This window comes from Rhodococcus sp. ACPA1, from assembly GCF_002300195.1.
GTDB lineage: Bacteria > Actinomycetota > Actinomycetes > Mycobacteriales > Mycobacteriaceae > Rhodococcus_F > Rhodococcus_F opacus.
Genome location: NZ_NSDX01000003.1, coordinates 420,786 through 446,730 on the forward strand (window position 1 = coordinate 420,786; position 25,945 = coordinate 446,730).

A 25,945-nucleotide genomic window follows, 5' to 3' on the forward strand; every position below is an offset into this window, starting at 1 on the left:
TCCAATCATTCTGCACTCGCGTTCGTCCAGTGGTAAGGCCGGTGGAGAGGGACTGGCATCTTCCCGGGGCCCCGGTCACACCACGGCGGATTCTGCCTCGGAAGCAGTCGTCGGCAATCACACGCATTCATAAGGGTATTCATCCCGCTGGGTAGTTGAATAGCATTGACGTGATGTCGTAGTTGAGCCATGATCTGTTCTTGGATCCACGAGAAGCCTCGAACGCTGCCTCGGGGGCTGAACGGCGAGCGGCAGCAGTGGATCGAAGTCGCGCAGACGGTGCTTTCGGAGAGGAGCGGACCGACGTCAACCATTGATGCCTCGTGTGAGGCTCGCACCGGGCGGATCGTGGTCGACAACGCCAAGTCACGGCTGAACGCCAACAGGAGATTCTCACGCCGAGGTCGAACTGCCGCAATTTTCATTCTCTTTGCCGAAAGGGGCATTCCACATTGACTACGTACGACCTGGCCGTCATCGACGGGGACGGAATCGGGCCGGAGGTTAACCAGCAAGCACTCTCGGCGATGAAAGCTGCCGCCGCTCGATTCGGGTTCGGTCTCGAAACAACCGACTACGCGCTGGGTGCGCAAAACTATCTCGATACTGGGCGCTTGATCGACGACGAAATCATCGGCCGTCTACAAGCCCACGACGCCATACTGTTCGGCGCCATGGGTGATCCTGGAGTCGCGCCGGGGATCCTCGAGCGCGGCGTGATTCTGCGCATTCGTCGAGCCTTCCGGCAGAAGGTGAACCTTCGGCCAGTGCGTCTCTATCCCGGTGTCCACACGCCGATCCGGGACCTCGATCCCGAGCGGTGCGACTTCGTTGTCGTCCGCGAAAACACCGAGGGTTTGTATGTCGGCGGTGGTTCAACTGTCCATGAGGGTACGCAGAATGCCGTGGCGCTCCAGGAATCGGTCAACACAGCCCGGGCCATCGCGGACGTAGTGGACTATTCTTTCCGACTCGCGCAGCAACGTCGCCGGAAACTTACCCTGTGCCACAAGAAGAATATTCTTGTGCACGCGGGTGAACTGTGGCAGAACATTGTCGACGAGCACTCATCTCGCTACCCCGAGGTCGAGGTCGATTACGTTCACGCCGACGCAATGTGCCAGCACATGCCAATGGCTCCGGAGCGGTTCGACGTTATCGTGACCGACAATCTTTTCGGCGACATCATCTCGGATCTAGGCGCGACCATCCAGGGAGGGCTGGGCGTAGCCGCGAGTGCCAATCTGAATCTGGACGGTCGGGCGCCCAGCATGTTCGAGCCTGTCCACGGGTCGGCTCCAGATATTGCGGGGCGCGGTTGGGCGAATCCAGCTGCCGCCGTGCTCTCTGCCGCCCTATGTCTTGCATCGTTCGGGCAGGGGATGGCTGCGCTGGCTCTGGAAACCGCCACAGCTTCGGTGCTCGGCGAACTGTCGGCATTGGCGGGCCCCGGAATGGGCGCGAGTACGGAAGAGATCGGCGACCGGATCGTCGACCGGATCGTGACGGGCTCGGTCGAAGAACACGGTAGGCGGGAAGGCTCGATCATGACCGCGATGGCGGCGATCTGAACGCACCTTCCACGCCCGCCCAACCGGCCTGTATACGACGCTTCCGTTATCGGATACTGTCGGTGCGCGCGGCCCCAAATCTGAGCTGCGTGATGGTCTTCTCAATGTGTCTTCTGGCGACGATCTCCGCGGTGACACCGTCTCCCGCTTCAATCGCGTCGGCGATTGTTGCGTGCTCTTCGATGGCACGCAGAGCGCTACTCGGTTCGATCATCGCGACGGGGGCGAACACCTGCGCTGTCATGCGAATAATCGAGGTCTGCGCAATGACAAACTCGTTATTGGTCATGTGCACGATGAGCTCGTGAAAATCGACATTGAGTTTGGAGTACCCGCGCGGATTCCACGGATCGACTGCTTTGCGCTGCGCGTCGATGAGTTGCCGCATCTCCCGCACGCGTGCCGGAGACGGGTTCGCGGATGCCAACCGCGCTGCCAGACCATCCACGACAGCGCGCAGTTCGTAGGCCGACAGCAGCGTGTGCACATCCCCGGAGATGACGCGGGCACCCTTGCCGGCTTCGGAACGAACCAGGCCCTCCTGCTCGAGTCGCCGCAGCGCCTCACGCAGCGGTGTGCGACTGACCCCGAGTTCGTCGGATAGCTGCTCCTGCTTCAGCCATACGCCGGTTGCGTAGTGCTGTGCATAGATACGCTCTCGTAGGAGAGCGGTGATCTCGTCCACGATCGGCACCCTGCGTCGGCGGGTGGAGTCGACGCCGTTGTTTTCGGCATTGCCGGCAGAAGTCGAGTCATTCTTCGGCTGGGACGCGGATCGAACCACGGCACCTCACCTTCCCGCGTGGTATTGACCCCCGGGATCTAGAGTAGTGGACTGACCGGTGGGTGTTCGAGTGCCCATGCCCGGGAAGGGCCCCGCGCGACCACTATCGCTGACCAGTGTTCCCGTCGCGAGGATCAGCACATAAGTGTTGAACAGCTGAAACAGGCAGTACAACTTACTACAGACAATCGGATGAGAGCGGAGATTGGACCCATGTTCGGATTGCTCGCGCGATTGTCCGAGATCGACTCACGAGCCGAAGCAGCCGTTCGAGTCATCGCGGCGTTCGACGCTCTGGTCGAAGGCCGGGTTTCGGCATCGACCCTGACCAGAGCGACTGCAGCCCTTGCCGAATGCACTGCCGGGATGCATCTGCTCGATGGGACTGCATTGCGCGTCGCTCACAACGGGACCGTCGATTCTTCGGATCGAGATGTTCCACGCAGTCGTATCGACTTGGGCGATGGCCGGGCAGTCTGGATTGAACGCGAAGGTGATGCGGAGGCCCTGGACGACCTCATACTCGAGCGCTTTGCTCTGGCGACTCGGGTGCTGGTTACTCCGCCCCGCGTGATTTCTGCCGCAACTATTGCTGATCCAGCACTGACCGAACTGCTGATTTCGGAGTCCGCCGGAACGGAGGAACGGGCGCGCGCAATTCAACTTCTCGGCCTCGTGCCGAACCTCCCGATACGCATCGTTGCCGTCTCTACATCGGAGGACCGGGACCCAGGAACGGAAGCAGTAGCGCTTGTAGCCAGAACCCGCACTCCGGTGCGCCCACTGCGGGTGGCCACGGTTGGGCGGACCGCCGGATTGATCCTGCAGCCACGTCAGAACGCCGACCTCGTCGTCTCAGACCTCCAAGGCAGCGTCCGAGATCGCCTTCAAGAGCGAGATCCTGGATCAGGGCGGAGCTTGGACCTGCGGGTGGGCATTGGCAACCTGGTCTCGCCGCAGGATGCTCGTACCTCGTGGTTGCAAGCACTCTTGGCGTTGAGATTCACGGTTCAAGGCGAGAACTCGGCGGTCGTCGACCATGCATTACTCGGGTCCCTCACATTGCTTGCCGATGTTCCGATAAGTCAGATCGCGGCAAACGTGGACGTGGTCGCACTCCAGGCCATTTCGGAGACAGAGAGTGGGAAACTCGACTTACGTGCGTTGGACGCTCTCTGCCGCACTGGATCGCTCCGCCTGGCCGCGAACTCCCTGCATATGCACCACAGTTCAATTGCGGCTCGGGTTACACGAGCGGAGGAGCGACTGGGGTGGGATCTTGGCACACCGGACGGAATACTTCGAGCCCGAATCGCACTGCAGTCCCTACATTTTCTGAATAATGGCGAATCGTAGTAGCGGACCGGCGCCTCGGAGAGCTCGCACCGACAGTCGTCTGACGCATCGCGGCCAGGAACAGACGATCGGCGGTAGCGTCGGCGGCGATGAAACCCGATAGTGGGAGGACATCGCAAATTCTGAGGAGACACGATGACTCTCGATAACGCCATCCGTACAAGTACCCCTCCGCCGCTAGACCCGGAACTCGCAGCAGGGCTCGCACGAATCCCATTCATGTCCTCCACGCTCCACCCCCACGAAATCCTCGAAGCTCGAGAACGCCGCCTGAATCAGCTGCCCGATCGTGATGTCCAACTCGAGCGCTTGCGTCGCGATGGCAGCATCGAGGTCACCGAACGAGAAGTTCCTGGCCCCCTCGGCGGACCCGATATCACCGTGTTGATCATGGCGCCGACGAACCCGCGGACTGTCCCTTCCCCGACGATCTACTACATCCACGGTGGGGGGATGGTCATGGGAACCAGGTTCACTGGAGTAGATGGCCTGGCCGATTTGGTGGACGAACTTGGCGTAGTGGCAGTTTCAGTTGAATACCGGCTCGCCCCGGAGAACCCGTACCCCGCACCCGTGGAAGACTGCTACGCGGGTTTGGTATGGATAACAGAGAACGCGGAAGACCTGGGCATAGACTCCTCGCGAATCATCGTCATGGGCGCTAGCGCAGGAGGCGGACTGGCTGCGGCAATCGCCTTGTTTGCCCGCGACCACAACGGCCCGGCAATCTCCCACTTGGTGCTGGGGTGTCCGATGCTCGACGATCGGGGAATTACGCCATCGAGTCAGGAACTCGATGGTATCGGAGTGTTCGACCGTACCTCGAACAAGACAGGCTGGGGGGCTCTCCTCGGAGATGCAGCAGGCGGACCCGACGTGTCCTACTATGCTGCGCCGGCGCGCGCCACCGACCTCTCCGGACTACCTCCGACATTCCTCGATGTCGGCCAGGTCGAGACCTTCCGCGATGAGGTCATCAACTTCGCGGCCCGCCTATCCCAGTCCGGTGTCCTCGCTGAACTGCACGTGTGGCCCGGTGCGTTTCACGGATTCGAAGTAGTCGTCACGTCAGACATCTCCAAGATTGCGGGGCAAACCCGCAGAGCCTATATCGCACGCGCATTGAGCTGACTCGAGTATTCCAGCGCGCGCGCCGAGATTCGCTGGCGTCTCGAGCACGACTATCGCAAGCTGAATCCGGCACTACCAGGTGTTCAGCGCGGCCTGAGGCCGTCGAGTAGCAGATGAACGGTGAAGTGCACCCTCTGATCGACTTCGTCGCGGGTGGGTGTTTGGCCGCTCACGATCGAGCGCACGGAGCCGCCGACCGCCATGTTCATGAACGCGATGGCGGCGAGTTCGGTTGTGGTGGGTGCGATGTCGCCTGCGGCGATGGCCCGGTCGAGCAGGCCGGCGACGAAGTCGAGCACCGGTTTGGAGCGCTGTTCGTAGTTTTCGGCGAATATGCTCGGGAATCGGTAGCTTTCGGTGTTGATGATCCGCTGCAGGCGCAGACCGTCGGGCGTCATAACCTGGCCGATGTGCAGCCGGGCGATCGCTTCCAGTGTTTGGGTGAGATTACCTCGATCGAAGTCTTCGAGGACATGGTGGGGCACGATCTGCCGGTTGATGGCCCGCCGCACCGCGGTGAGAAACAGCGACGCCTTGTCGGGGTGGTGGGCGTAGACCGTGCGCTTGGTCATGCCGACGTGGGTGGCGATCATCTCGATCGTCGTTATTTCGAAGCCGTGCTCGAGGAACAGCTGGAGTGCGGTATCGAGCAGTTCGTCCTGGCGTGCCTCGGCCTGCTCGCGGGTGGGGCGTCCGGCGCCGCGGCGCGGGAGCGGCGTCGCTCTGGTCACGTCGGCCTCGCTGAGATTCGCTCTTGCATAACACCCTTGCCTTCGTCATGATGAGGTTACCGAACTAATGATACGCACGAGTTGCTATTTGTGGCAACGTTTACCGAAGGGACGCCCCGTGAACGCACCCACGGAGCAATCCACACTCCACAGCACGACCGTGGGTGTCGTCACCGGCGCTGGCTACGGACTGGGAGCTGCCTGCGCGCGGCAGCTCGTCGATCATGTGGAAACACTACTGCTCACCGACCGGGACCCGCACGCCGCTGCGGCCGTGGCCCGCGAACTCGTGAACGATGCGGGTGTGGACGCCGTGCCGTTCACTCTCGACTTCACCGACCGCAAGGATCTCGCGCACCTGGTGGCGCGAATCGGGGACCTGGGCACGCTGCGGGCAGTCGCGCATGCCGACGCCTGCTCGCCCACCTCGGCCGACTGGCGGCAGATTCTCACCGTGGACCTCGTCGCCACTGCCCGGCTCGCGGCTGCTCTCCGGCCGCTGGCCGACAACGGCAGCGCCATGGTGGTGTTGGCGGGTATGTCGTCGATGCCGAGCCCGGATACTTCCGACGCGGCTGAGCCGACCGTCCTCGACGACCCGCTGGCCCAGCAGTTCCTACACCGGCTGCGCGAGGCGCTCGGACCGGACATCGAGGATCCGGCCACGGCCCGCACCTGGGCCAAGCGTGGCTTGGAACGCTTAGTTCGGCGGGAGTCGGTGCGGCTCGGGTCCGTGGGCGCGCGCATCTGTTCCGTGTCCACGGACAACATCGACAGGTCGCCGGTGCGGTCGGAGACTGCCGAACACTCGTGCATCGATCGGATCGTGCAGCGCAGGGGGCATGACGCGGAGATCGCCGCCGTGGTGGCATTCGCGCTGTCGGAACAGGCGAGCTTCCTCAACGGTATCGACCTGCTGGTCGACGGTGGGGCCAGCGCCGCCGCCGCCGCCCGCGCGGCCGGAGATTTCGGGCCGCTGCGGGCTGCCGCGACGACGGTGGCTGCGAATCGTGCGACAGCGGCCTATGCAACCTGTGCCGCGAATCAGGTATCGGCATTCTCGGCATGACGGGCCGGGCAGCCTGTCGGAGTACTTCACGGCGCCGCCGGCGATGCTGGTTCCACCACCCGACTGCTTGTGCCTCGAGGACGCCTCCGTCGTCGAGCCCGGCGGGATCGCCGGATGTCGCCGGGGCATTGACAACCCAACGGTTCGAAGCCGACGAGTCTGAACGTGTCTTCGAGGCCGTCGTGCATCCATGAAAGTGAAGAGTGAGGAGTGTTGAGTGGTGGAGACAGTTGCGGCCTTCATTGATGGACGTCGGGTGCTCACGTCGGGTACTTACGACAACATCGATCCGTCGACCGGTGTGTCGCTGGGGGCTGTGGTCAGGTGCGGGCCTGACGAAGTGGATCGGGCGGTGTGTGCGGCCCGGGCCGCACAGCGGTCGTGGCGGGAGACGTCGCCGGAGACCCGTGCCAAGTTGTTGACCCGGCTGGCGGATCTGATCGAACGTGACGCGGCAGGGTTGGCGTTGTTGGAGAGTGAGGATTCGGGTAAACCGTTGGGGCAGGCGCGAGCCGATGCGGTCGTGTGCGCTCGCTACTTCCGCTTCTATGGTCACGCGATCGATTCCTACTACGGGATCACGATCCCGTTGGGTCCTGATATACATGCCTATACGCGCCGCGAGCCGTACGGTGTGACGGGTCATATCGTTGCCTGGAACTATCCGATGCAGCTTCTCGCGCGTGCGGTGGCTCCGGCGATTGCTACCGGCAACTGCTGTGTGGCGAAGCCCGCAGATGAAACGCCACGTACCGCGGTCGCCATCGCCGAGTTGGCGATCGAGGCGGGGATCCCGGCGGGTGTGTTGAATGTCGTGCCGGGTCTCGGAGTCGAGGCGGGTGCCGCGTTGAGCGCCCATGACGGGGTCGACCATATCGGGTTTGTCGGGTCCACCCAGATCGGGTCGGTGATCGCGCACGCGGCCGCAGATCGGGTGGTGCCGGTCGTTCTCGAGCTTGGCGGCAAGTCAGCTCAGATCGTTTTCCCCGACGCCGACCTTGACCTGGCGGCCATGTTCGTGGCGAAGGCGGTTCTGCAGAACGCTGGGCAGACGTGTTCGGCGGGCTCGCGTCTGTTGGTGCATGCCTCGGTCCATGACGAGGTTCTGGATTTGGTGGCCGAGCGGTTCGGCGCGGTGAGTATCGGACCCGGTTCGGCCGACATGGACCTCGGACCATTGGTGTCGTTCAAACAGCAGGCCCGGGTCCAGGGATTCCTGAGCGATCTGAGCACGGGAGAGGTCGTCGCCGGCGGTTCGATTCCCGACGAACCCGGTCTTGCGGGTGGCGCCTATTTCGCTCCGACGCTGGTCGATGGTGTCGATCCGCGGTCCGACATCGCTCAGCAGGAGGTATTCGGTCCGGTGTTGGTCTGCAACACTTTCGACACCGAAGAGGAGGCACTCGCGTTGGCGAACGGGACCCAATATGCCTTGCTCGGGTCGGTCTGGACGCGGGATCTTTCGCGCGCGCATCGGTTGGCTGCCGGTATTCAGGCCGGGCAGGTCTATGTCAACACGTATGGGGCGGGTGGTGGGGTGGAGTTCCCCTTCGGCGGTTTCAAGAAGTCCGGCTACGGCCGTGGGAAGGGGTACGAGGCGTTGGACGCGTTTACCGAGACCAAGACCGTGATCGTCAAACTCTGACCTCAACCCGGCCCCGGACCTGTTCCTCGACTGATCGAAGGATTCACAACATGCACACTGATCGCACACACCGCGAGACCTACGAGGCGGGTCTGCAAGTCCGCCGCGAGGTCGTCGGAGCCGAGTACGTCACCCGCGCCCTGGTCGATGCCAGCGAATTCTCTTCTTCTATACAGGATCTCGTCACCGAGTACTGCTGGGGTGCCATCTGGACCCGGCCGGGCCTCGACCGCCGCACCCGATCTCTGATCAACCTGGCGATGCTCACTGCTCTCAACCGGCCCAAGGAGTTCGCTACCCACGTGCGCGGCGCATTGACCAATGGGGCGACGGACGAAGAGATCCGTGAGGTCCTCCTCCAGACCGCCGTCTACGCCGGCGTCCCCGCCGCCATCGAATCCTTCCGCATTGCTGACGAAATCCTGTCGGAGCGCACTGATGCCTGAAACAAGCAACGGACACATCGCCTTCATCGGCCTGGGCAACATGGGCGCGCACATGTCACGCCGACTGGTCGAATCCGGCTTCCAGATAATAGGATTCGACCTACAGGAGGCCGCCCGCCGATCACTTGCCGAGACGGGGGGAACTGTGGCCCCAACTCCAGCGCAGGCCGTGGCCGGAGCAGGCATTGTCATCCTCATGCTGCCGAATTCCACTGTGGTGGAGTCCGTGCTCGACGACGTCGACGTGCTCGACGAGTTGCGCTCCGGCACCATCATCATCGATATGGGGTCGTCTGAGCCCACATCGACCCGCCGTCTTGCTCTCGAACTGGCTGAACGAGGCGTCACATTGATCGACGCACCGGTATCCGGCGGCATCAGCGGCGCCGCGGCCGGCACACTGACAATCATGGCTGCGGGGAACGAAGCCGCTGTGGCGCAAATTAGTTCGATGCTGGCTCCACTGGGCACTTGGCTCCGAGTGGGCGATACCGGTGCGGGGCACGCTCTCAAGGCCATCAACAATCTACTCGCGGCGGTTCAACTGTTGGCTACTGCCGAAGGCTTCGCGATCGGCCGCCGCTTCGGCCTCGACCCGGAGGTAATCGTATCGACGATCAACGCGGCGAGTGGGCGCAGTGCGGCGAGTGAATCCAAGTTCCCAAGCTTCGTCCTCCCCGAGACCTACAACTCCGGTTTCGCACTGCGCCTCATGCTCAAAGACATGCGTATTGCCACGGGCCTGGCAGCTGAACTCGGGATCGGCACAGCACTCGGTGACCGGGCGGTACAGGTTTGGTCGCAGGCCGACGCCGACCTGGGGGCGAGTGCGGACCAGATGGAGATCGCCCGGTGGGCTCTGGCCGGAACCGAAGCCAAGGATGTGTGAAGCTCCCATTGGTTGTGATCGCGCTGTGCAAGGGGCTGACGAAGGACCGGATTTGGCATCGGATGAGGCCGGTTACGTGACTGGGCAGTCGCTCGGCGTCAATGGCGTACTATATCTCGTCTGAGTTGGCATGCCGACGGTTTGAGCCGAGCAAGCCGAGATGGACGATCCCGGCGAGGACGTGCTGTCCGATCTGGGAGCAGGGCCCGCCGGGTCTGCGAGGACGAGCCGGAAGCTTCGGGTCGCCGACGTTGCCCTGAGAACTGCTACTTCTGTCCTGACTCGGCAGTATCCGCGATCCGGAAGCCGAGTTCGGCCAAAACTTTTTCGCTCTCGTTCCAGAGACGAGTGGCGGCGGCATCGTCCTGTGCGGCCGCAGTGGGTGTCGCCTCGGCCTTACGGTGAAAGTAGCGGCCGCCGTCGCGGCCAGGCGCGGGGGCGGTGGCCAGCCAGACCAGCGTTTCAGCCGGTTCGTCCGCCGAGACCGTGTCGGCGGTGGCCATGTGCGCTTGCAGTGCCTCGGTCCCGTGGGATGCGAAGTTGCTGGCCACCACGCCGGGATGCATGGCCTGGGCGATAATCCCGGTTGCGTCTCCACGCCGGGCGAGCTCGCGGGTGAAGAGGATATTGGCGAGCTTCGCCCGGCCGTAGGCGACGATGGGATCGAACTCGTGCAGGCTCTGTAAATCGTCCCAGTCGAATTCCTGGATCATGCGGTGCGCGTTCGACGACACGGCGATCACGCGGACGGAGCGGCCCGGCCGAGCTGCCGCGTATTCCCCGTGCAGCGGAATCAGCCTCCGCGTCAGCAGGAATGGGGCGAGGTGATTGACGGCAAACGTCGCCTCGGTGCCCTCGTCGGTGACGATCCGCTGATCGCTCACACCGCCGGCGTTGTTGACGAGGACGTCGAGGCGAGGGGTGAGTGCCCCTATCTCACCCGCGACCCGCTCGACTTCCGACATCAGGGTGAAGTCGCCACGCAGCATGGTGAAGGTGCCGCCATCGCGGGCTGCGACAGCAATACGCGCGGTGGCGGCGGCACTGCGCTCCCGGTCGCGGCCGACGCCGATCACCTGCCAGCCGAGTTCCACGAGTTGGCGGGCGGTCGATTCGCCGATGCCCGAGCTGGCTCCGGTGACGACCGCGACCGGTCTGTTCGTATCGATATGCAAGGAATTCTCCCTAGGTGTTGAGCGCGGCCTGAGGCCGTCGAGTAGTGGATGAACGGCGAGGTGCACCCCTGGTCCACGTCGTCGCGTGTGGGTATCGAGCAGATCGTCCTGGCGTGCCTCGGCCTGCTCGGGGGTGGGGCGCCCGACGCCGCGGCGCGGGCGGCGTCACTTTCGACAAGTCGGCCTCGCCGAAAATCGCTCTTGCATAACACCCTTGCCTTCGTCATTATGAGGTTACCGAATTAATGATACGCATGAGTTGCTATTTATGGCAACGTATACCGAAGGGAAGCCCCGTGAACTCACCCCCCGAGCAATTGACTCGGCTGGTCGACGCAGAGGACCGTTTCCGGTACTCCCACTCCGAACTCCGCGAGACGCAGGTCGCGGCGTTGAACGAAAAGTTCCAGGAGCGCAGGGACCGCATCAAGCTGCTTGGACATCGAGCACGAGAAGGCGGCATCACCGAGGTCCGCGACCGCGCCGACATGGTGCCGTTGCTGTTCCCTCACACGGCCTATAAGAGCTACCCCGAAGGCTTCCTGACCGAGCAACGCTGGGATCGGCTCGGCGTGTGGCTCGGCACCGTCTCGCCCTATCCGATCAGCCCCATCGAGACGTCGGACATTGCCGATATCGATGAGTGGATCGCACGTCTGCAGGCCAAGGGGCACTTCCTTTCCTGTTCCAGCGGCACGACCGGCAAGTCGGCGATGCTGCTGGCCTCGGACAAGGACATGGACTGGTCGCGTAAGGACACGGTCAACGTCTTCGCCTGGGGTTCGGGCGTCGCGCCGGCGCAAGACCGGCGCAGGATCGGTGTCGCGCCCATCGCTGCGGTGCCGAAGAACGTCCTCATCGGCGACGCGCAGGCGGCGGCGTTTGGGGATCCCGACAAACCGGCGTTCCGCCTGCCGATTCCGCCGATCACCGTGGGCTCGCTGACCACGATGGTCGTACTTCGCAAGAAGATCACCGACGGCACAGCGCGGCCCGAGGAACTAGCCGAGTTCGAGCGGACCTCGGCCGAGCGGCAGGAGGCCCTCGACAAGGCGATGATCGTGGCCGCCGAGCAACTCATCGAGTACCGCGCCGACAAGCTGTTCGTCTCGGGCATGTGGAATGCGCTCTACCAGGTCGCCAAGATCGTTCGTGAGCGTGGGTTCTCGGCGAAAGACTTCCACCCGGACAACTGCATATACGTCGGCGGCGGACTCAAGCGCGCGCAACTGCCGCCGGACTACCGGGAATTCGTCCACGAGACCTTCAATATCCCGGACAACCGTAACTTCCAGAACTACTCCATGCAGGAGCTCAACTCGGGTATGCCCAAATGTCAAGTGGGCGATCGCTATCACGTTCCTCCGTGGATCGTGCCCTTCATTCTCGACGAGAAGGGCGAGACATTGCTGCCGCACGAGTCAGGTGAGATCGAGGGCCGCGCGGCGTTTTTCGACCTCTCCCTCGACGGACGGTGGGGCGGCGTCATCACTGGCGACAAGATTTCGCTCGATTTCGACCCCTGTGCCTGCGGCTGCGCGGGACCGTCGATCCGCAACAACATTGTTCGCTATTCGGATGTCAAAGACGACGACAAAATCGGCTGCGCCGGAACCGTCGACGCGTACGTGAGGGGCCTATCATGACCATGACCGAACCTGTTGTCGCCGCACCGTTCTTCCTGCGTGGCGAGTTGATGGAAGACCAGTCGGTCACCCACCGCTCGCGTGACCTGGGAGTCGTCTTCGCGACGCCGGCGATCGACCTGGACCGTGTGGTGCATCCACGGACCGAGGTGCCGCCGCTGCTCAACGTTCCGCTTTCGGAGATCATCGATTTCTTGGTCGAGACCGGCGAGCGGATCCGTGATCCGCAGAATCCTTTCGTGCAAGAGTGCATCGACCGCATGGCGGCCACCCACGTACTGCCGCGTGGGGTGCTGAGAGACCAGGTTTACGGCGCGACGGCATATCTCGACAAACGGCTTCTGCATACCGTGGTCGAGCAGAACTTCCCCGACCCGAGGGCCCTGGATGAATGGGTTCCCAAGCAGGACTTCAAGGGTCGCAAGAGCTTCGTCCGCGCCTTCGCGCCGCGGCTGATCCATGTGCTGCCGGGCAATTCTCCCGGGGTGGCGGTGAAGTCCATCGCCCAGGGTGCACTGGTGAAGGCCGTCAATCTGTTCAAGATGGCGTCGAGTGATCCCTTCACGACGGTCGCGATCCTGCGGACCATGGCCGGTATCGATCCGGACCATCCCATCGTGCGGTCGATGTCGGCCGTCTATTGGCGCGGCGGCGACGATGCGGTGGAGCAGGTGCTGTATCGGCCCCAGTATTTCGACAAGATCGTCGCATGGGGCGGCGGCGACGCGATCGACAACGTCGTCAAGTACCTCGGTCCGGGCTTCCAGTTGGTGTCGTTCGATCCCAAGACGTCGATCTCCATGGTCGGTAGAGAAGCGTTCGCCTCCGGCGCGGCGCTGGAGGCGGTCGCCGAGCTGGCGGCCACTGATGTCATGGTTCTGAATCAGGAGGCGTGCGTCGCAAGCCGTTTCATTTTTGTCGAGGCGAATTACGAAGATGCCGACCGCTTCTGTGAACGGCTGCACACACGCATAGCCGAGAAGGCGGCCGCCTCGGGCGACTCGCGGCCGATGGACCTGGACCTGCGTGAGCAGGTCGACACGCTGGCGATGATGAGTGACGAGTTCCACGTCTGGGGCAGGACCGACGGGAAGGGTCTGGTGATCCGGTCGGACGAACCCGTTGACTTCCACCCGATCAACAAGACCGCCAACGTAGTTCGTGTCAACTCGCTCGACGACGTGGTGAAATATGTCAACGTAGCGACGCAGACCGTCGGCTGCTACCCGTTCGAGCGGATGCCGGACTATCGCGACCGGCTGGCAAGCGCCGGCGCGCAGCGCATCGTCCGGCTGGGCGAGGCGGGACCCAGCACGATCGGCAACCCTCACGATGCCATGTATCCGCTGCATCGCTTCGTGCACTGGATGGCGCACGAGGATGGGGTGCAGACCGGTTAGTGATCGTGCTGCGAGCTGTGGAAGGGTGGCGCGACCTCGGTGACTCCGAGGTCGCGCCGCCCAGGAAATCGTGCGCAACGCCCGTAGCGGCAGCGGGTTGACACAAGAGTAATTCGGTCAGGCGTCTGAAGGGTCGACATCCCCGATCACGTCGCGCAGTACCCGGGTGACCGTCTGCACCGCAGGTGAGGGATTGGAGTCCTGCCAGGCCATGGCGATGGGGAGGGTGGGGGCGTCGCCGGCGATGGGCAGGTATTCGACGCCGTCCATCGTGAGGCGTGCGGTCGAATCCACCACGACGGCCACGCCGACACCGGCGCCGACCATTGCGAGCAGGCTGTACGGGTCGGGCGCCTCGTGCGCGACGACGGGGGCGAATCCTGCCGCAGCACACAGGGCGAGCGTGGCGTCGCGGACCACGGAACCGTGTTCGGCGGGGTAGATCACGAACCGTTCGCTCGCCAGTTCCTGCGGCACGACGGCGCCCGCGTCGACGAGACGGTGCCCGGCCGGGACCGCCACCATCAGTGCCTCCTCGAGCACGGTGTGGGTGGCGAAGCCCCGCGGGACCGGCAACCCCACGATGCCCATGTCGAGGGTTCCGCGGGTGAGGGCGTCGAGCACCTCACCCGAGTACATCTGCGGGCGTAAGTCGAGTTCGATGCCGGGGTAGGCGTCGGCGAGGGAGCGGGCGAGAACGGACAGCACCGTGTATCCGCCTGCACCGCCGAAGCCGACGGTCACGCGGCCGGTCTCCCCGGCGGCCGCCGCCTGCGCGATTCCCCGCACGATCCCGACCTGCGCCTCGATGGTCCGGGCCGGACCCACCAGCGCCTCGCCCGCGGCAGTGAGCCGCACGGAGCGGGTGGTGCGGACGAACAGGTCGGTGCCGAGCTCCCGTTCGAGGGCCCGCACGGTCTGGCTGAGCGGCGATTGCGCCACATGGAGACGCTCGGCGGCCCGCCCGAAATGCAGTTCTTCCGCGACGGCAAGAAAGGCGTGCAGGTGACGGAGTTCCACGACCCCTCCTCGAAACTATGTGTCTGAATCACCTAAATAAGCTGAATTAAGTCTTGGACTCTACACGGAATCCCGACCATAGTGATGCACACCACCCCTACCTCGGTGTGACGCCCAAGAGCACGAAAGTCAGGGAGAACCGTGAACCCGAATCCCGGCCGCGACGCGGCACCACCCGAATACAGCACCAAGCAGGCCCGCAAGGCCGGTGTCACCGCGTTCGTCGGCACCACCATCGAGTGGTTCGACTTCTACATCTACGGCACCGCCTCCGCACTCGTGCTGGGCCGGTTGTTCTTCCCCGACGCCTCGCCCGCGGTGGGCACCCTCGCCGCATTCGCGACGTTCGCGATCGGTTTCGTGGCCCGCCCACTCGGCGGGATCGTGTTCGGCCACTTCGGCGACAAGTTCGGACGCAAGAACGCCGTCATCATCACGCTGATCCTGATGGGGATCGGAACGGTCGGCGTCGGCTGCCTCCCCACCTACTCGCAGATCGGGATCTGGGCGCCCATCCTCCTCGTCGCGCTCCGCGTGGTCCAGGGCATCGCGATGGGCGGTGAGTGGGGTGGCGCCGTGCTCATCGCCACCGAATTCGCGCCACCGAACAAGAAGGTGCTGTACGGCGCATTCGCGCAGCAGGGATCGCCCGTCGGCAATCTGCTCGCGACCCTCGCGTTCCTGGCGCTGACGCTGTTGTCGGACAGCATGTTCGAGTCCTGGGGCTGGCGTCTGCCGTTCCTCGCGTCCGCCGCGCTCGTCGTCGTCGCGCTGTACATCCGGCTGCGGATCTCGGAGACGCCGGAGATGAAGAAGGCCGTCGTCGCCCAGGAGCGCACCCGGACGCCGCTCGTCGAGGTACTGCGCTCGCACCCGGTCGAACTCGCCCTCGGCGTGGGGGCCGTGGTCGCGGGTGTCGCCATCACCTACGTGAAGACCACGTTCGCACTCGCCTGGGCCACCGCCGACCTCGGATTCGACCGCGGGGACTTCCTCCTCGTGATCACGATCGCGCTCGTCGCGCAGGTACTCGTGCAGCCGTTCGGCGCCGTGCTGGCCACGAAAATCGATCCGTCGCGGGCGATCCGGTGGATGCTGCTGCCCGAACTCGTGTTGCTGCCGTTGATGTTCCTTCTCGTCCAGACCGGGTCGGTGCCCCTGGCCATGCTCGGCATGGTGCTGGCCACCGCCCCGCACGCGATGTACTACGCCGCCCTTGCCGGCATCCTCGCTCAGGTCTTCCCGACCAACGTTCGTTACACCGGAATCTCGCTGTCGTATCAGCTGTCGACGGCTATCTTCGCCGGAACCGCCCCGATGCTCTGCCAGTTCCTGCTCACCCACACCGACTCGATCTGGCCGGTGGTCGCCCTCGGACTCGGCTACGTCGTGCTCTCGCTCGCCTGCATGACCCTGCTGCTCCGCCGTGGGAAAGCCCGCTCGGGCGGGACCGACGCCGAATCTCGTCCCGAACAGTCCTCGACCCGGAAAGATGTTGCTCACTCATGAATTTCGCTCACACCGATCCCGCCCTACGCGCCGTCGTCGACCGGTGGACCGCACCGTCCGACCGCGACAAGCTGAACACCCTGCTCGACCGGCTGGGCGCCGACGCCGGGGGGCGACTCGACGCCCTCGCTGCCACCGCCGACAAGAATCCGCCGGTGCTGCAGCAGTTCGACCGTGACGGCGAACGCATCGACCGGATCGCGTACCACCCCTCCTACCAGGAACTGTGCCGCGCCGCATACAGCGAATACGGACTGTCGGCACTGTCGCACCGCGGCGGCCTGCACGGCTGGGACGACGTCCCGCCGCACCTGGTGAAGTACCTCGCGTCGTACGTCTTCGTGCAGGCGGAGTTCGGGTTGGCGTGCCCGGTGTCGATGACGGATGCCGCCGCCCGCACGCTGCGCATGTTCGGCGACCCGGACGTGTTCGGACCGTGGATCGACGCACTGACCTCGACAGACCCCGACGGCGCGATGACCGGCGCGATGTTCATGACCGAACCGCAGGCCGGCACCGATATCGCCCGCACGGAGACCCGGGCCGAGCGTGACGGCGACGCGTGGCGGCTGACCGGGAAGAAGTGGTTCGCGTCCAATCCCGACGCCGACGTCATCGTGACCCTGGCCCGGTTCCCCGGCGGCGACGACCAGTCCACCCGCGGCGTCGGAATGTTCATGGTGCCCAAGGTTCTGGCGAACGGCGAACGCAACAGTTACACGATCGACAGGCTGAAGGACAAGCTCGGCACCCGCTCGATGCCCAGCGGTGAGGTGTCGCTGACCGGTGCGTACGCCCTTCAGGTGGGCGAACTCGACCGCGGGTTCCGGCAGATGGCCGAGATGGTGAACACGTCGCGGTTGTCGAACGCGATGCGGTCGAGCGCGCTGATGCGACGAGCCGTGCGCGACGCCGTCGACCACACCCGGGAGCGGGTCGTGTTCGGCAAGGCCCTGTTCGACCAGCCCCTGATGCGCGCAACCCTGCTGCCACTCGCGCTGGACGCCGAGGCGGCGCTCGCCCTGGTGGCGTACAGCGCGCAGTGCCTGCAGGCGGCGGACGCCGGCGACGACTCCGCACGTGCCCTGATCCGGGTCCTCACCCCGCTGGCGAAGCATTACATCTGCAAACGGTCGCGCGTGGTCACCGGCGAGGCCATGGAGGTCCGGGGCGGCAACGGCTACATCGAGGAATGGGCCCACGCCCGTCTGGTCCGCGACGCCCACCTGGGGTCGATCTGGGAAGGCTCGAGCAACGTCATCGCCCTGGACGTGCTGCGGTGCATGCGCAAGCTCGGTGCGCATCACCGGCTGGCGGACACGATGCGCCGCATCCTCGCCGGACTCGGACCCGACTGCGGCCCTGGCGCCGACGTTCTCGGCAGACGCTGGGACGACCTGGTCGCGGAAGGCGACCTGCTGGTTGCCGGAGACGACGACACCGCGCAGGCCGGGTGCGCGCGCTACGCGAACGAACTGGCCCGCGCGGCGATGGCCACCCTGCTCTACGACCTCGCCGATTTCGCGATCACCTCGGGCAGCGGCTACCGGGCGCTGCTCGTCGCCAACGCCTACCTGTCCGGCGACGCCGGCCACCTCCCTGGGGCCGCCCTCGACCACCTGGCGGCCGTCGTCGACGGTACCGCCGTCGCGGCGGACGCCGCGCAGGCCGCCGCACCCCGATCCGACTCTGCGACAGGAGTTCTCCTGTGACCACGACCCACACCGGACCGGCGCCCCTCGCGGGGGTGCGGGTGTTGGACCTCTCCAAGATCCTCGCCGGACCGTACGCCACCATGTCGCTCGCGGACCTCGGCGCCGACGTCACGAAGGTCGAACATCCCGACGGCGGCGACCCGACACGGTCGTGGGGTCCGCCGTTCGTCGGCCCCGACGCCACGTACTACCTCGCGATCAACCGGGGCAAGAAGTCGGTGACCGTCGACCTCAAATCGGAAGAGGGACAGGACGTCATCCACCGGATTCTGGAGGAGACCGACGTCGTCGTCGAGAACTTCAAGCCCGGCAGCGGGCTGCAGCGGATCTTCGACTACCGGACGCTGTCCGATCGGTACCCGCATCTGGTCGTGCTGCACATCTCCGCGTTCGGGGAGGCGGGGCCGCTGCGCGACGAACCGGGCTACGACATGATCGCGCAGGCCGCGGGCGGACTGATGTCGCTGACCGGCGAGCCGGGTGGGGCGCCGATGAAGGCCGGATTCGCGATGGGGGATCTGGGGGCGGCGCTCTTCGGTCTGATCGGCGTGCTCGCTGCCCTCGTGGAGCGGTCGCGGACCGGCCGAGGGCAGTACGTGACGACGTCGCTGTTCGAGTGCCAGCTCGCCCTGCACGTGAACTGGGCGACCAACTATTTCGCGACCGGCGAGCGTCCCGGCCCGCTGGGCTCCGGTCATCCCAATCTCGCTCCGTATCAAGCATTTCCCGCGAGCGACGGATACTTCGTCGTCGCGGTGGGCAACGACAGCCAGTGGGGGAGCCTGTGCTCGGCGATCGCACGCGAAGACCTGACGACAGACCCGCGTTTCGAGCGCAACCGTGACCGCGTCGCGAATCGCGGCGATCTCGAGCGGGAACTGTCGACGGCCTTCGCGTCGGGCACCGTGGAGCACTGGTGCGACACGCTCACCGCGCACGCCGTGCCCGTGTCACCGATCCGGCATCTCGACGAGATCTATGCCGACCCGCACACTGCGGCACTGGGAATGATCGGCATGGTCGACCACCCGACGCTGGGCAGCCTGCAGCAGATCGCGTTCCCGGTCAGTTTCTCCGGCGAACGCCCGCATCTGACGTCCGCGCCGCCGGTACTCGGCGCCGACACCGACGAGATCCTCGGTGCCCACCGGCCGCAGTCGGTGGTCGGCGGGTAGACCCGGTTACCCGCCCTCGCGCAGCAACGCGACGTCGGACACCATCCGGATGTGATCGGCCATCGCACGGGAAGCGCCCGCGGAGTCCTGGTCTCGAATCGCCGTCGCAATGCGGCGGTGCCCTTCGAGCGAGGCCCGCGGGCGTTCGGCTTGTGACAGGGATTCGATCCGGGTCTCCCGGATCAGCCCGGAAATCTCGTGCATCAGCTTGGCCAGCAGTGACGAGTGCGCCGCGACGGTGATGGCCTCGTGGAACTGCTCGTCGCCGACGACGCCGCGATCGCCCGCGGCGACCTCGGCTTCCATCGTCGCGAGGGCGGAATCGATCGCCGCCATCTCCGCGTCGGTCCGGCGCTCGGCGGCGAGCCCGGCGAGTTTCACCTCGAGCGCCTCACGGGCCTCGATCACCTCGGGGAGGCGATCGGCGTGCTCCCGCAGCGCCTTGACCGCTCGTTCCTCGATGGGGCGGCGGACGAGCACGGCACCGTCCCCGTGCCGCACCGACACCACGCCCTGCACCTCGAGGGCGACGAGCGCCTGACTCAGGGAAGCGCGACTCACACCGAGTTGAGCGGCGAGTTCACGCTCGGCGGGGAGGCGGTCGCCCGGCGTCATCTCGTGGTCGGCGATATGGGCGCAGAGCTGTTCGACGATTACCTCGTACAGCCGCGGTCGTGCTACCGGACGCAGTTGCTCAGCCACTGGGCCACCCACTCTCCATTCCACTGAAACTACTCCACGGTATCTCGCATATGCATGTAACCGCACCCACAGTTCCTATTGACAGTGATCCACGACACTGCTTTTATGAAGTGGCTAGGCCAATCTGCCACTGAGTCAATTTGCTCGCCGGCGGCGGTCGAGACCAGATGCCACTGCCACAGAACCGGAGACTTTCATGTCGACCGAGTTGATCCCCATACTTGCGCTCGCTGTCATGTTCCTGGCGGCGACCGTGCTGCCCGTGAACATGGGCGCTCTCGGCTTCGTTGCCGCCTTCTTCGTCGGAACACTGTCACTGCACATGAGCAGCGACGACATTATTGCCGGATTCCCCAGCAGCCTGTTCCTGACGCTGGTCGGCATCACCTACCTCTTCGCGATCGCCCAGAACAACGGGACCGTCGACCTCATGGTCCGCGGGGCGGTCCGGCTGGTCCGCGGTCGTGTCGCGCTGATCCCCTGGGTGATGTTCGGGATCACGGCGGTACTCACCTCGATCGGCGCGCTCGGCCCTGCCGCCGTCGCGATCGTCGCGCCGATCGCTCTCGGCTTCGCCGCCCGCTACAAGATCAACGCCCTCCTGATGGGCATGATGGTCGTCCACGGAGCGCAGGCAGGCGGCTTTTCGCCGATCAGCATCTACGGCGTCACGGTCAACGACATCGCGTCCAAGGCGGGATTGACCAACAGCCCGCTCACCCTGTTCCTCGGAAGCCTCCTGTTCAACGCCGCTATCGGGGTGCTCCTCTTCGTCTTCCTCGGCGGACGGGACCTGATCGGCCGCAGCGTGCACGACGACGGCCCGGAGGAAACGGCAGAAGCCGGCGGCGTCTCGGGTGGAGGAGTGCCCGCGACCGGAGGCGACTCGGGATCGGGAGGGGCCACCGCGACCAAGGTGCGCCCGACGGCGACCCTCGCCGGCGCACCCGCACGCTCCGGAGTCACATTCGATCAGGCCCTCACTCTGGTCGGTCTCGCCGCGCTCGCCGTGTTCTCGCTGATCCTCGACCTGGACGTGGGATTCATCTCGATGACGGTGGCCGTCGTCCTGGCACTCGCCTCGCCGAAGGCGCAGAAGGGTGCGATCGCTCAGATCAGCTGGTCGACGGTTCTGCTCATCGGCGGCGTGCTCACCTTCGTGGGAGTACTGCAGGAGGCGGGCACCGTCGAGTACGTCGGAAACGCGGTGGCCAGCCTCGGGATGCCTCTCCTCGTCGCCCTTCTCCTCTGCTACATCGGCGCCATCGTCTCCGCATTCGCGTCGTCCACGGCGATTCTGGGAGCGACCATTCCGCTCGCCGTCCCGTTCCTCCTCGCCGGCGAGGTGGGCGCGGTGGGCGTCATCGTCGCCCTCGCCATCTCCTCGACCATCGTGGACGTCAGTCCGTTCTCGACCAACGGGGCGCTGGTCCTCGCGAACGCGCAGAACGTCGATCGAGACCGCTTCTACAAGCAGATCCTGAAGTACAGCGCCCTCGTCGTCGCCATCGGGCCGCTCGTGGCCTGGGCGATTCTCGTGGTGCCCGGCTGGCTCTGACGGTCGGCGGGGAGGCGACCCGGCCCGCCTCCCTGCGTTGTTGAGTCGATTTTTCACCTCTTGACATCGGTCGGATCAGATGTTTCATTTAATTGGCTAGTCCACTAGGTCACTGCACCAACAGTCCAGCTCTCGCGGCTCTCGCCAGGAAGTAACGGGTGGTTTCACATGTCCACGAACACGATGGAGCGCACAGGTCCGCTGCAAGGAGTGGTCGTCGTCGATCTGACCCGCGCACTCGCGGGCCCCCACGCGGCGATGATGCTCGGCGACCTCGGCGCCGACGTCATCAAGATCGAGACCCCGCACGGCGGTGACGACACCCGCGGATGGGGGCCGCCCTTCGTGGAGCCGGCGGACGCCGAGCGGGAATCGACGTACTTCCTGTCCGCGAATCGGAACAAGAAGTCGATCACCCTCGACCTCAAGGCCGAAGACGGACGGGCCACCCTCGAATCCCTCGTCCGGCGCGCCGACGTCCTCATGGAGAACTTCCGCACCGGCGTCCTCGACCGGCTGGGATTCACCACCGAACGGCTCGCGGAGCTGAACCCGCGCCTGGTCGTCCTGTCCATCAGCGGATTCGGTCACGACGGACCCGAAGGCGGACGCGCGGGGTACGACCAGATCGCGCAGGGCGAGGCCGGACTGATGTCGCTGACCGGCCCCAATCCCGACGACGTCCAGCGCGTCGGCGTGCCCATCGCGGACCTGCTCGCCGGCATGTACGGGGCGTTCGGCGTCGTCGCCGCCCTGCAGGAACGTGAGCGCACCGGACGGGGCCGCGTCGTGCGAACGTCGTTGCTGGCCAGCGTCGTCGGCGTGCATGCCTTCCAGGGGACGAAGTGGACCGTCGCCGGCGAGGTCGGCGAGGCGCAGGGCAACCACCATCCCTCGATCTCGCCCTACGGGCTGTTCCGCACCGCCGACGGCGCCGTCCAGATCTCCGTCGGCAGCGAAGGACTGTGGAAGCGGTTCTGCGCGGGCTTCCACCTCGATCCGGACACCCCCGGAATGGCCACGAATCCCGAACGCGTCGAGAACCACAAGCAGGTCCTGGAACTGGTCGAGGATGCGTTCGGCGCGTACACCAGCGACGAACTTCTCAGCGAACTCGACCGCATCGGGGTGCCCGCCGGACGCGTCCGGACGATCTCCGAAGTCTACGAATGGGAGCAGACCAAGTCGCAGGGACTGCTCGTCGACGTCGACCACCGCACACTCGGCAACATCACGCTGCCGGGCCCGCCCCTGCGGTTCTTCGAACCGGACGGCACCGAGGTCACCGAGACCCGGCACACCGCACCACCGGTCCTCGGCGCGGACAACGACATCGTGATGTCGTGGCTGAAAGAGTGCAGCTGATGGCTCGCCTGACAGCTCCCGAACTGCTCGATCTCGTGGTCGACGCCGGCACCTGGGAGTCGTGGGACACGCCTCCGATCCAGGTCGCGGCGGACTCCGAGTACGCCGACGAACTTCTTCGCGCACAGGAGAAGACCGGCCTCGACGAGGCGGTGCTGACCGGGGTGGCCACCATCCGCGGCCGCCGAACGGCAATCCTCGTCTGCGAATTCGGCTTTCTGGGCGGCTCCATCGGCGTTGCCGCAGGCGAGCGTCTGGTCGCCGGGATCCGGCGCGCCACTCACGAACGCCTTCCCCTGCTCGCCCTGCCCACGTCGGGAGGCACGCGAATGCAGGAGGGGACGACCGCGTTCCTGCAGATGGTCAAGATCACGGCGGCGGTGATCAAGCACAAGGAGGCGCACCTGCCGTATCTCGTCTACCTCCGGAGCCCCACGACCGGTGGAGTATTCGCGTCCTGGGGATCGCTGGGCCACGTCACCATCGCGGAACCGGGAGCGCTCGTCGGCTTCCTCGGACCGCGGGTGTTCGAGGCCCTGTACGAGTCGCCGTTCCCGGCGGGCGTCCAGACCGCCGAGAACCTCCACGCGCACGGACTCATCGACGCGGTGCGGCCGCCGGACCAACTCGCCGAGATCGTCGACCGCGCGCTGCGCATCATCACCTCCGGCCGTGGTGGCCGGCCGTCGCTCGCGGACGCCCCCGTCCACGAGAGTCTGCCGGACGTCCCCGCCTGGGATTCGGTGGTCGCCTCACGCCGCGAGGACCGGCCGGGTGTGCGTGAGGTGATGTTCCACTCCGCGTCGGATGTTCTTCCGCTCAACGGAACCGGTCAGGGTGAGGTCGATCCGGGCTTGATCCTCGCTCTCGTCCGGTTCGGTGACATGCCGTGCGTCCTGCTCGGACAGGACCGTCGAGGGCAGACCACGCGGTCGCCGCTCGGCCCGGGCGCGCTACGGGAGGCCCGCCGGGGAATGCGGCTGGCGGCGGAACTGAACCTGCCGTTGGTGACGGTCATCGACACCGCGGGCGCGGCATTGTCGAAGGAGGCGGAGGAAGGCGGTCTGGCCGGTGAGATCGCGCGCTGCATCGCCGACATGGTCTCGCTCGACGTTCCCACCATCTCCCTGCTGCTCGGGCAGGGCACCGGCGGCGGCGCGCTCGCGTTGATCCCGGCCGATCGGGTGCTCGCGGCCCAGCACGGCTGGCTGTCGCCCCTGCCGCCCGAAGGTGCGAGCGCGATCCTGCATCACGACATCGCGCACGCTCCGGACATGGCCGCCCGGCAGGGAATCCGGTCGTCCGATCTCCTCGCGAGCGGCATCGTGGACGAGGTGATTCCCGAATTCCCCGATGCTGCAGAAGAATCCACGGCATTCTGCACCCGGGTGGGTGCGGTGCTCCACCGCGAGCTGTCGCTCCTCGATGCGGCAGACACCACCCAGCGACTCTCCGACCGTGCGGAGCGATTCGACCGGATCGGTCTGTTGCAGCCCGCACATGCGTGACCGCGGTGCCGGGGATCCCGATCGGATCCCCGGTACCGCGTCCATTCACTGGTCCTCGAGGACTTGCGTCAGCATTCGACGAGATTCACCGACACGTTCACGGCGAGCCCCCCGGTGGAGGTCTCCTTGTACTTCGAGCTCATGTCGGCGCCGGTGGCCCGCATCGTCTCGATCACCTGGTCCAGGCTGACTCGGTGGGTGCCGTCGCCGCGCAGCGCCATCCGGGCGGCGTTGATCGCCTTGCCCGCCGAAATGGCGTTGCGCTCGATGCACGGAATCTGCACCAGGCCGCCGATGGGATCACACGTCAGACCGAGACTGTGTTCCATCGCGATCTCCGCCGAGTTCTCCACCTGCTCCGGGCTGCCGCCGAGGATCTCGGCGAGCCCGGCGGCGGCCATGGACGCCGCGGAACCCACCTCACCCTGACAGCCCACCTCGGCCCCGGAGATCGAGGCCCGTTCCTTGTACAGGGATCCGATTGCGCCGGCCGCCAAAAGGAATCGCACCGTCGTTCCGTTCGGGTCGGCCTTCCCGGCGGGGGTGTAGTGCAGCGCGTAGTGCAACACCGCCGGGATGATGCCGGCCGCCCCGTTGGTGGGGGCGGTGACGATGCGTCCGCCGGACGCGTTCTCCTCGTTGACGGCGAGGGCCACCAGGTTCACCCAGTCCTCGGCGAACGCGGGATCACGACCCGGATCCTCCACGTTCAGCCGCTCGTACCAGCCGCGGGCGCGTCGGCGCACCCGTAGACTGCCGGGCAGATACCCGTCCCGGCCGATTCCGCGTCGCTGACACTCGACCATCACGTCGCGGATGTGCAGGAGCCGCGCCCGGACCTCCGGCTCGGGCCGGAGGGCACGTTCGTGCTCGAGCATGACCTCGCTGATCGTGAGCCCGTAGTGCTCGCTCAGGGCGAGCAGTTCGCGCGCCGACCCGAACGACAGCGAATTCGCGCCCGCGGCGACGGACAGCTCCGGTTCGTCGCCGGTGACGACGAACCCGCCGCCGATCGAGAAGTACGTCTGCGCGTGCAGTTTCTGGTCCTTGACGTCGGTGGCGGTGAGGGTCATGCCGTTGGGGTGAAAGTCCAGGACCGTCAACGGGTGCAGCACCATCTCGTCCTCGGCGAGCGGGATGTCGACCGTCGCGCCGAGGCGGATCCGCCGACTCGCCCGCACCGCTGCGAGCCGCGTCTCCATCTCCTCGGTGGCGATGGTCTCCGGTCGGTACCCCTCGAGACCGAGGAGGATCGCCGACATCGTGCCGTGGCCGGCGCCGGTGGCCGCGAGCGATCCGTACAGATCGACACGGACACCGGCGACGTCCCCGAGAACGCCGAGTGTGTCGAGGTCGTCGACGAACGTGCCCGCCGCCCGCATCGGGCCGACGGTATGCGAACTCGACGGTCCGATACCGACCGAGAACAGGTCGAACACACTGATCGTCACGCGAGGTCCTTCCGGAGCATCGCAACGAGTACCGCAGCGCAGCGAGGAACGGAGTGAGGAGCGGATGGAAGGGTCGAGGCGGGAAATATTGTCACCGAG

Annotated in this window: 21 protein-coding genes; 15 read left to right on the top strand and 6 right to left on the bottom strand. The window is 65.5% G+C overall.

Annotated features, from left to right (window positions below):
* Positions 1-452 precede the first annotated feature (452 nt).
* Positions 453-1,571, top strand: a complete 1,119-nt coding sequence (locus CJ177_RS12490; RefSeq protein WP_095867856.1) for a 3-isopropylmalate dehydrogenase — start codon at positions 453-455, stop codon at positions 1,569-1,571.
* 46 nt (positions 1,572-1,617) lie between these two features.
* On the opposite strand, the gene CJ177_RS12495 is transcribed toward CJ177_RS12490, so the two are convergent.
* Positions 1,618-2,355 carry a GntR family transcriptional regulator gene (locus CJ177_RS12495; protein ID WP_197436404.1) on the bottom strand — a complete coding sequence of 246 codons (738 nt, stop codon included), beginning with the start codon at positions 2,353-2,355 and terminating at the stop codon, positions 1,618-1,620.
* 213 nt (positions 2,356-2,568) lie between these two features.
* Here CJ177_RS12495 and CJ177_RS12500 point away from each other — a divergent pair, with 213 nt between their 5' ends.
* Together CJ177_RS12500 and CJ177_RS12505 are read left to right on the top strand one after the other, a co-directional pair.
* Positions 2,569-3,711 carry a helix-turn-helix domain-containing protein gene (locus CJ177_RS12500; RefSeq protein ID WP_179443215.1) on the top strand — a complete coding sequence of 381 codons (1,143 nt, stop codon included), beginning with the start codon at positions 2,569-2,571 and terminating at the stop codon, positions 3,709-3,711.
* A 219-nt stretch (positions 3,712-3,930) separates the two neighbouring features.
* Entirely contained in the window at positions 3,931-4,842 is a 912-nt protein-coding gene (locus tag CJ177_RS12505; RefSeq protein ID WP_218835108.1) for an alpha/beta hydrolase, read from the top strand.
* An 83-nt stretch (positions 4,843-4,925) separates the two neighbouring features.
* On the opposite strand, the gene CJ177_RS12510 is transcribed toward CJ177_RS12505, so the two are convergent.
* Positions 4,926-5,573 (bottom strand): TetR/AcrR family transcriptional regulator, encoded by a 648-nt coding sequence (locus tag CJ177_RS12510; protein ID WP_061697064.1) that lies wholly within the window; start codon positions 5,571-5,573, stop codon positions 4,926-4,928.
* Positions 5,574-5,691: 118 nt separating this feature from the next.
* On the opposite strand from CJ177_RS12510, the gene CJ177_RS12515 reads away from it, so the two are divergent.
* The 4 genes from CJ177_RS12515 (at position 5,692) to CJ177_RS12530 (ending at position 9,622) form a co-directional block, all read left to right on the top strand.
* Positions 5,692-6,642 (top strand): SDR family oxidoreductase, encoded by a 951-nt coding sequence (locus tag CJ177_RS12515; RefSeq protein ID WP_257014499.1) that lies wholly within the window; start codon positions 5,692-5,694, stop codon positions 6,640-6,642.
* Positions 6,643-6,898: 256 nt separating this feature from the next.
* Complete coding sequence (locus tag CJ177_RS12520) at positions 6,899-8,287, top strand: aldehyde dehydrogenase family protein (protein ID WP_257014500.1); 1,389 nt, start codon at positions 6,899-6,901, stop codon at positions 8,285-8,287.
* 50 nt (positions 8,288-8,337) lie between these two features.
* Positions 8,338-8,733, top strand: coding sequence for a carboxymuconolactone decarboxylase family protein (locus CJ177_RS12525; protein ID WP_061045975.1), 396 nt, complete (start codon positions 8,338-8,340; stop codon positions 8,731-8,733).
* Positions 8,726-9,622 carry an NAD(P)-dependent oxidoreductase gene (locus tag CJ177_RS12530; protein WP_061045974.1) on the top strand — a complete coding sequence of 299 codons (897 nt, stop codon included), beginning with the start codon at positions 8,726-8,728 and terminating at the stop codon, positions 9,620-9,622. The genes CJ177_RS12525 and CJ177_RS12530 overlap by 8 nt, the downstream gene beginning before the upstream one ends.
* Positions 9,623-9,888: 266 nt before the next feature.
* On the opposite strand, the gene CJ177_RS12535 is transcribed toward CJ177_RS12530, so the two are convergent.
* Entirely contained in the window at positions 9,889-10,863 is a 975-nt protein-coding gene (locus CJ177_RS12535; RefSeq protein WP_231913856.1) for an SDR family NAD(P)-dependent oxidoreductase, read from the bottom strand.
* A gap of 230 nt (positions 10,864-11,093) precedes the next feature.
* Here CJ177_RS12535 and CJ177_RS12545 point away from each other — a divergent pair, with 230 nt between their 5' ends.
* Both CJ177_RS12545 and CJ177_RS12550 read left to right on the top strand, forming a co-directional pair.
* A complete protein-coding gene (locus CJ177_RS12545) occupies positions 11,094-12,443 on the top strand; it encodes a hypothetical protein (protein WP_061045972.1) in 1,350 nt (449 codons plus the stop codon).
* Positions 12,440-13,843 carry an acyl-CoA reductase gene (locus tag CJ177_RS12550; protein ID WP_061045971.1) on the top strand — a complete coding sequence of 468 codons (1,404 nt, stop codon included), beginning with the start codon at positions 12,440-12,442 and terminating at the stop codon, positions 13,841-13,843. Before CJ177_RS12545 ends, CJ177_RS12550 begins: the two co-directional genes overlap by 4 nt.
* A gap of 117 nt (positions 13,844-13,960) precedes the next feature.
* Here the strand turns inward: CJ177_RS12550 and CJ177_RS12555 are convergent, their stop codons facing one another.
* Entirely contained in the window at positions 13,961-14,863 is a 903-nt protein-coding gene (locus CJ177_RS12555) for a LysR family transcriptional regulator (RefSeq protein WP_095867860.1), read from the bottom strand.
* Positions 14,864-15,004: 141 nt separating this feature from the next.
* Here CJ177_RS12555 and CJ177_RS12560 point away from each other — a divergent pair, with 141 nt between their 5' ends.
* The 3 genes from CJ177_RS12560 to CJ177_RS12570 are packed head-to-tail and all read left to right on the top strand — an operon-like array spanning position 15,005 to position 19,262.
* Complete coding sequence (locus CJ177_RS12560) at positions 15,005-16,372, top strand: MFS transporter (RefSeq protein ID WP_095867861.1); 1,368 nt, start codon at positions 15,005-15,007, stop codon at positions 16,370-16,372.
* Entirely contained in the window at positions 16,369-18,084 is a 1,716-nt protein-coding gene (locus CJ177_RS12565) for an acyl-CoA dehydrogenase family protein (protein WP_061697341.1), read from the top strand. Before CJ177_RS12560 ends, CJ177_RS12565 begins: the two co-directional genes overlap by 4 nt.
* Complete coding sequence (locus CJ177_RS12570) at positions 18,081-19,262, top strand: CaiB/BaiF CoA-transferase family protein (RefSeq protein ID WP_061697340.1); 1,182 nt, start codon at positions 18,081-18,083, stop codon at positions 19,260-19,262. Before CJ177_RS12565 ends, CJ177_RS12570 begins: the two co-directional genes overlap by 4 nt.
* A gap of 6 nt (positions 19,263-19,268) precedes the next feature.
* Here CJ177_RS12570 and CJ177_RS12575 read toward each other — a convergent pair whose 3' ends face one another.
* Positions 19,269-19,964, bottom strand: a complete 696-nt coding sequence (locus CJ177_RS12575) for a FadR/GntR family transcriptional regulator (RefSeq protein WP_025433397.1) — start codon at positions 19,962-19,964, stop codon at positions 19,269-19,271.
* A 196-nt stretch (positions 19,965-20,160) separates the two neighbouring features.
* Between CJ177_RS12575 and CJ177_RS12580 the strand changes: the two genes are divergently transcribed.
* From CJ177_RS12580 to CJ177_RS12590, 3 genes are all read left to right on the top strand, one after another.
* Positions 20,161-21,522, top strand: a complete 1,362-nt coding sequence (locus CJ177_RS12580; RefSeq protein ID WP_005250541.1) for an SLC13 family permease — start codon at positions 20,161-20,163, stop codon at positions 21,520-21,522.
* A gap of 168 nt (positions 21,523-21,690) precedes the next feature.
* Entirely contained in the window at positions 21,691-22,887 is a 1,197-nt protein-coding gene (locus CJ177_RS12585; RefSeq protein ID WP_005250543.1) for a CaiB/BaiF CoA-transferase family protein, read from the top strand.
* On the top strand, positions 22,887-24,395 hold the full coding sequence (locus CJ177_RS12590; RefSeq protein ID WP_005250545.1) for a carboxyl transferase domain-containing protein: 1,509 nt from the start codon (positions 22,887-22,889) through the stop codon (positions 24,393-24,395). The genes CJ177_RS12585 and CJ177_RS12590 overlap by 1 nt, the downstream gene beginning before the upstream one ends.
* Positions 24,396-24,463: 68 nt before the next feature.
* Here CJ177_RS12590 and CJ177_RS12595 read toward each other — a convergent pair whose 3' ends face one another.
* Positions 24,464-25,846, bottom strand: a complete 1,383-nt coding sequence (locus tag CJ177_RS12595; RefSeq protein WP_179443216.1) for an L-serine ammonia-lyase — start codon at positions 25,844-25,846, stop codon at positions 24,464-24,466.
* Between the last annotated feature and the right edge of the window lie 99 nt (positions 25,847-25,945).

What these genes read in the sequence shown, in the direction of transcription:
- CJ177_RS12500 (WP_179443215.1), top strand. Translation starts at nt 2,569, where the DNA reads ATGTTCGGATTGCTCGCGCGATTGTCCGAGATCGACTCACGAGCCGAA.
- CJ177_RS12505 (WP_218835108.1), top strand. Translation starts at nt 3,931, where the DNA reads ATGTCCTCCACGCTCCACCCCCACGAAATCCTCGAAGCTCGAGAACGC.
- CJ177_RS12525 (WP_061045975.1), top strand. Translation starts at nt 8,338, where the DNA reads ATGCACACTGATCGCACACACCGCGAGACCTACGAGGCGGGTCTGCAA.
- CJ177_RS12530 (WP_061045974.1), top strand. Translation starts at nt 8,726, where the DNA reads ATGCCTGAAACAAGCAACGGACACATCGCCTTCATCGGCCTGGGCAAC.
- CJ177_RS12550 (WP_061045971.1), top strand. Translation starts at nt 12,440, where the DNA reads ATGACCATGACCGAACCTGTTGTCGCCGCACCGTTCTTCCTGCGTGGC.
- CJ177_RS12565 (WP_061697341.1), top strand. Translation starts at nt 16,369, where the DNA reads ATGAATTTCGCTCACACCGATCCCGCCCTACGCGCCGTCGTCGACCGG.
- CJ177_RS12580 (WP_005250541.1), top strand. Translation starts at nt 20,161, where the DNA reads ATGTCGACCGAGTTGATCCCCATACTTGCGCTCGCTGTCATGTTCCTG.
- CJ177_RS12585 (WP_005250543.1), top strand. Translation starts at nt 21,691, where the DNA reads ATGTCCACGAACACGATGGAGCGCACAGGTCCGCTGCAAGGAGTGGTC.
- CJ177_RS12590 (WP_005250545.1), top strand. Translation starts at nt 22,887, where the DNA reads ATGGCTCGCCTGACAGCTCCCGAACTGCTCGATCTCGTGGTCGACGCC.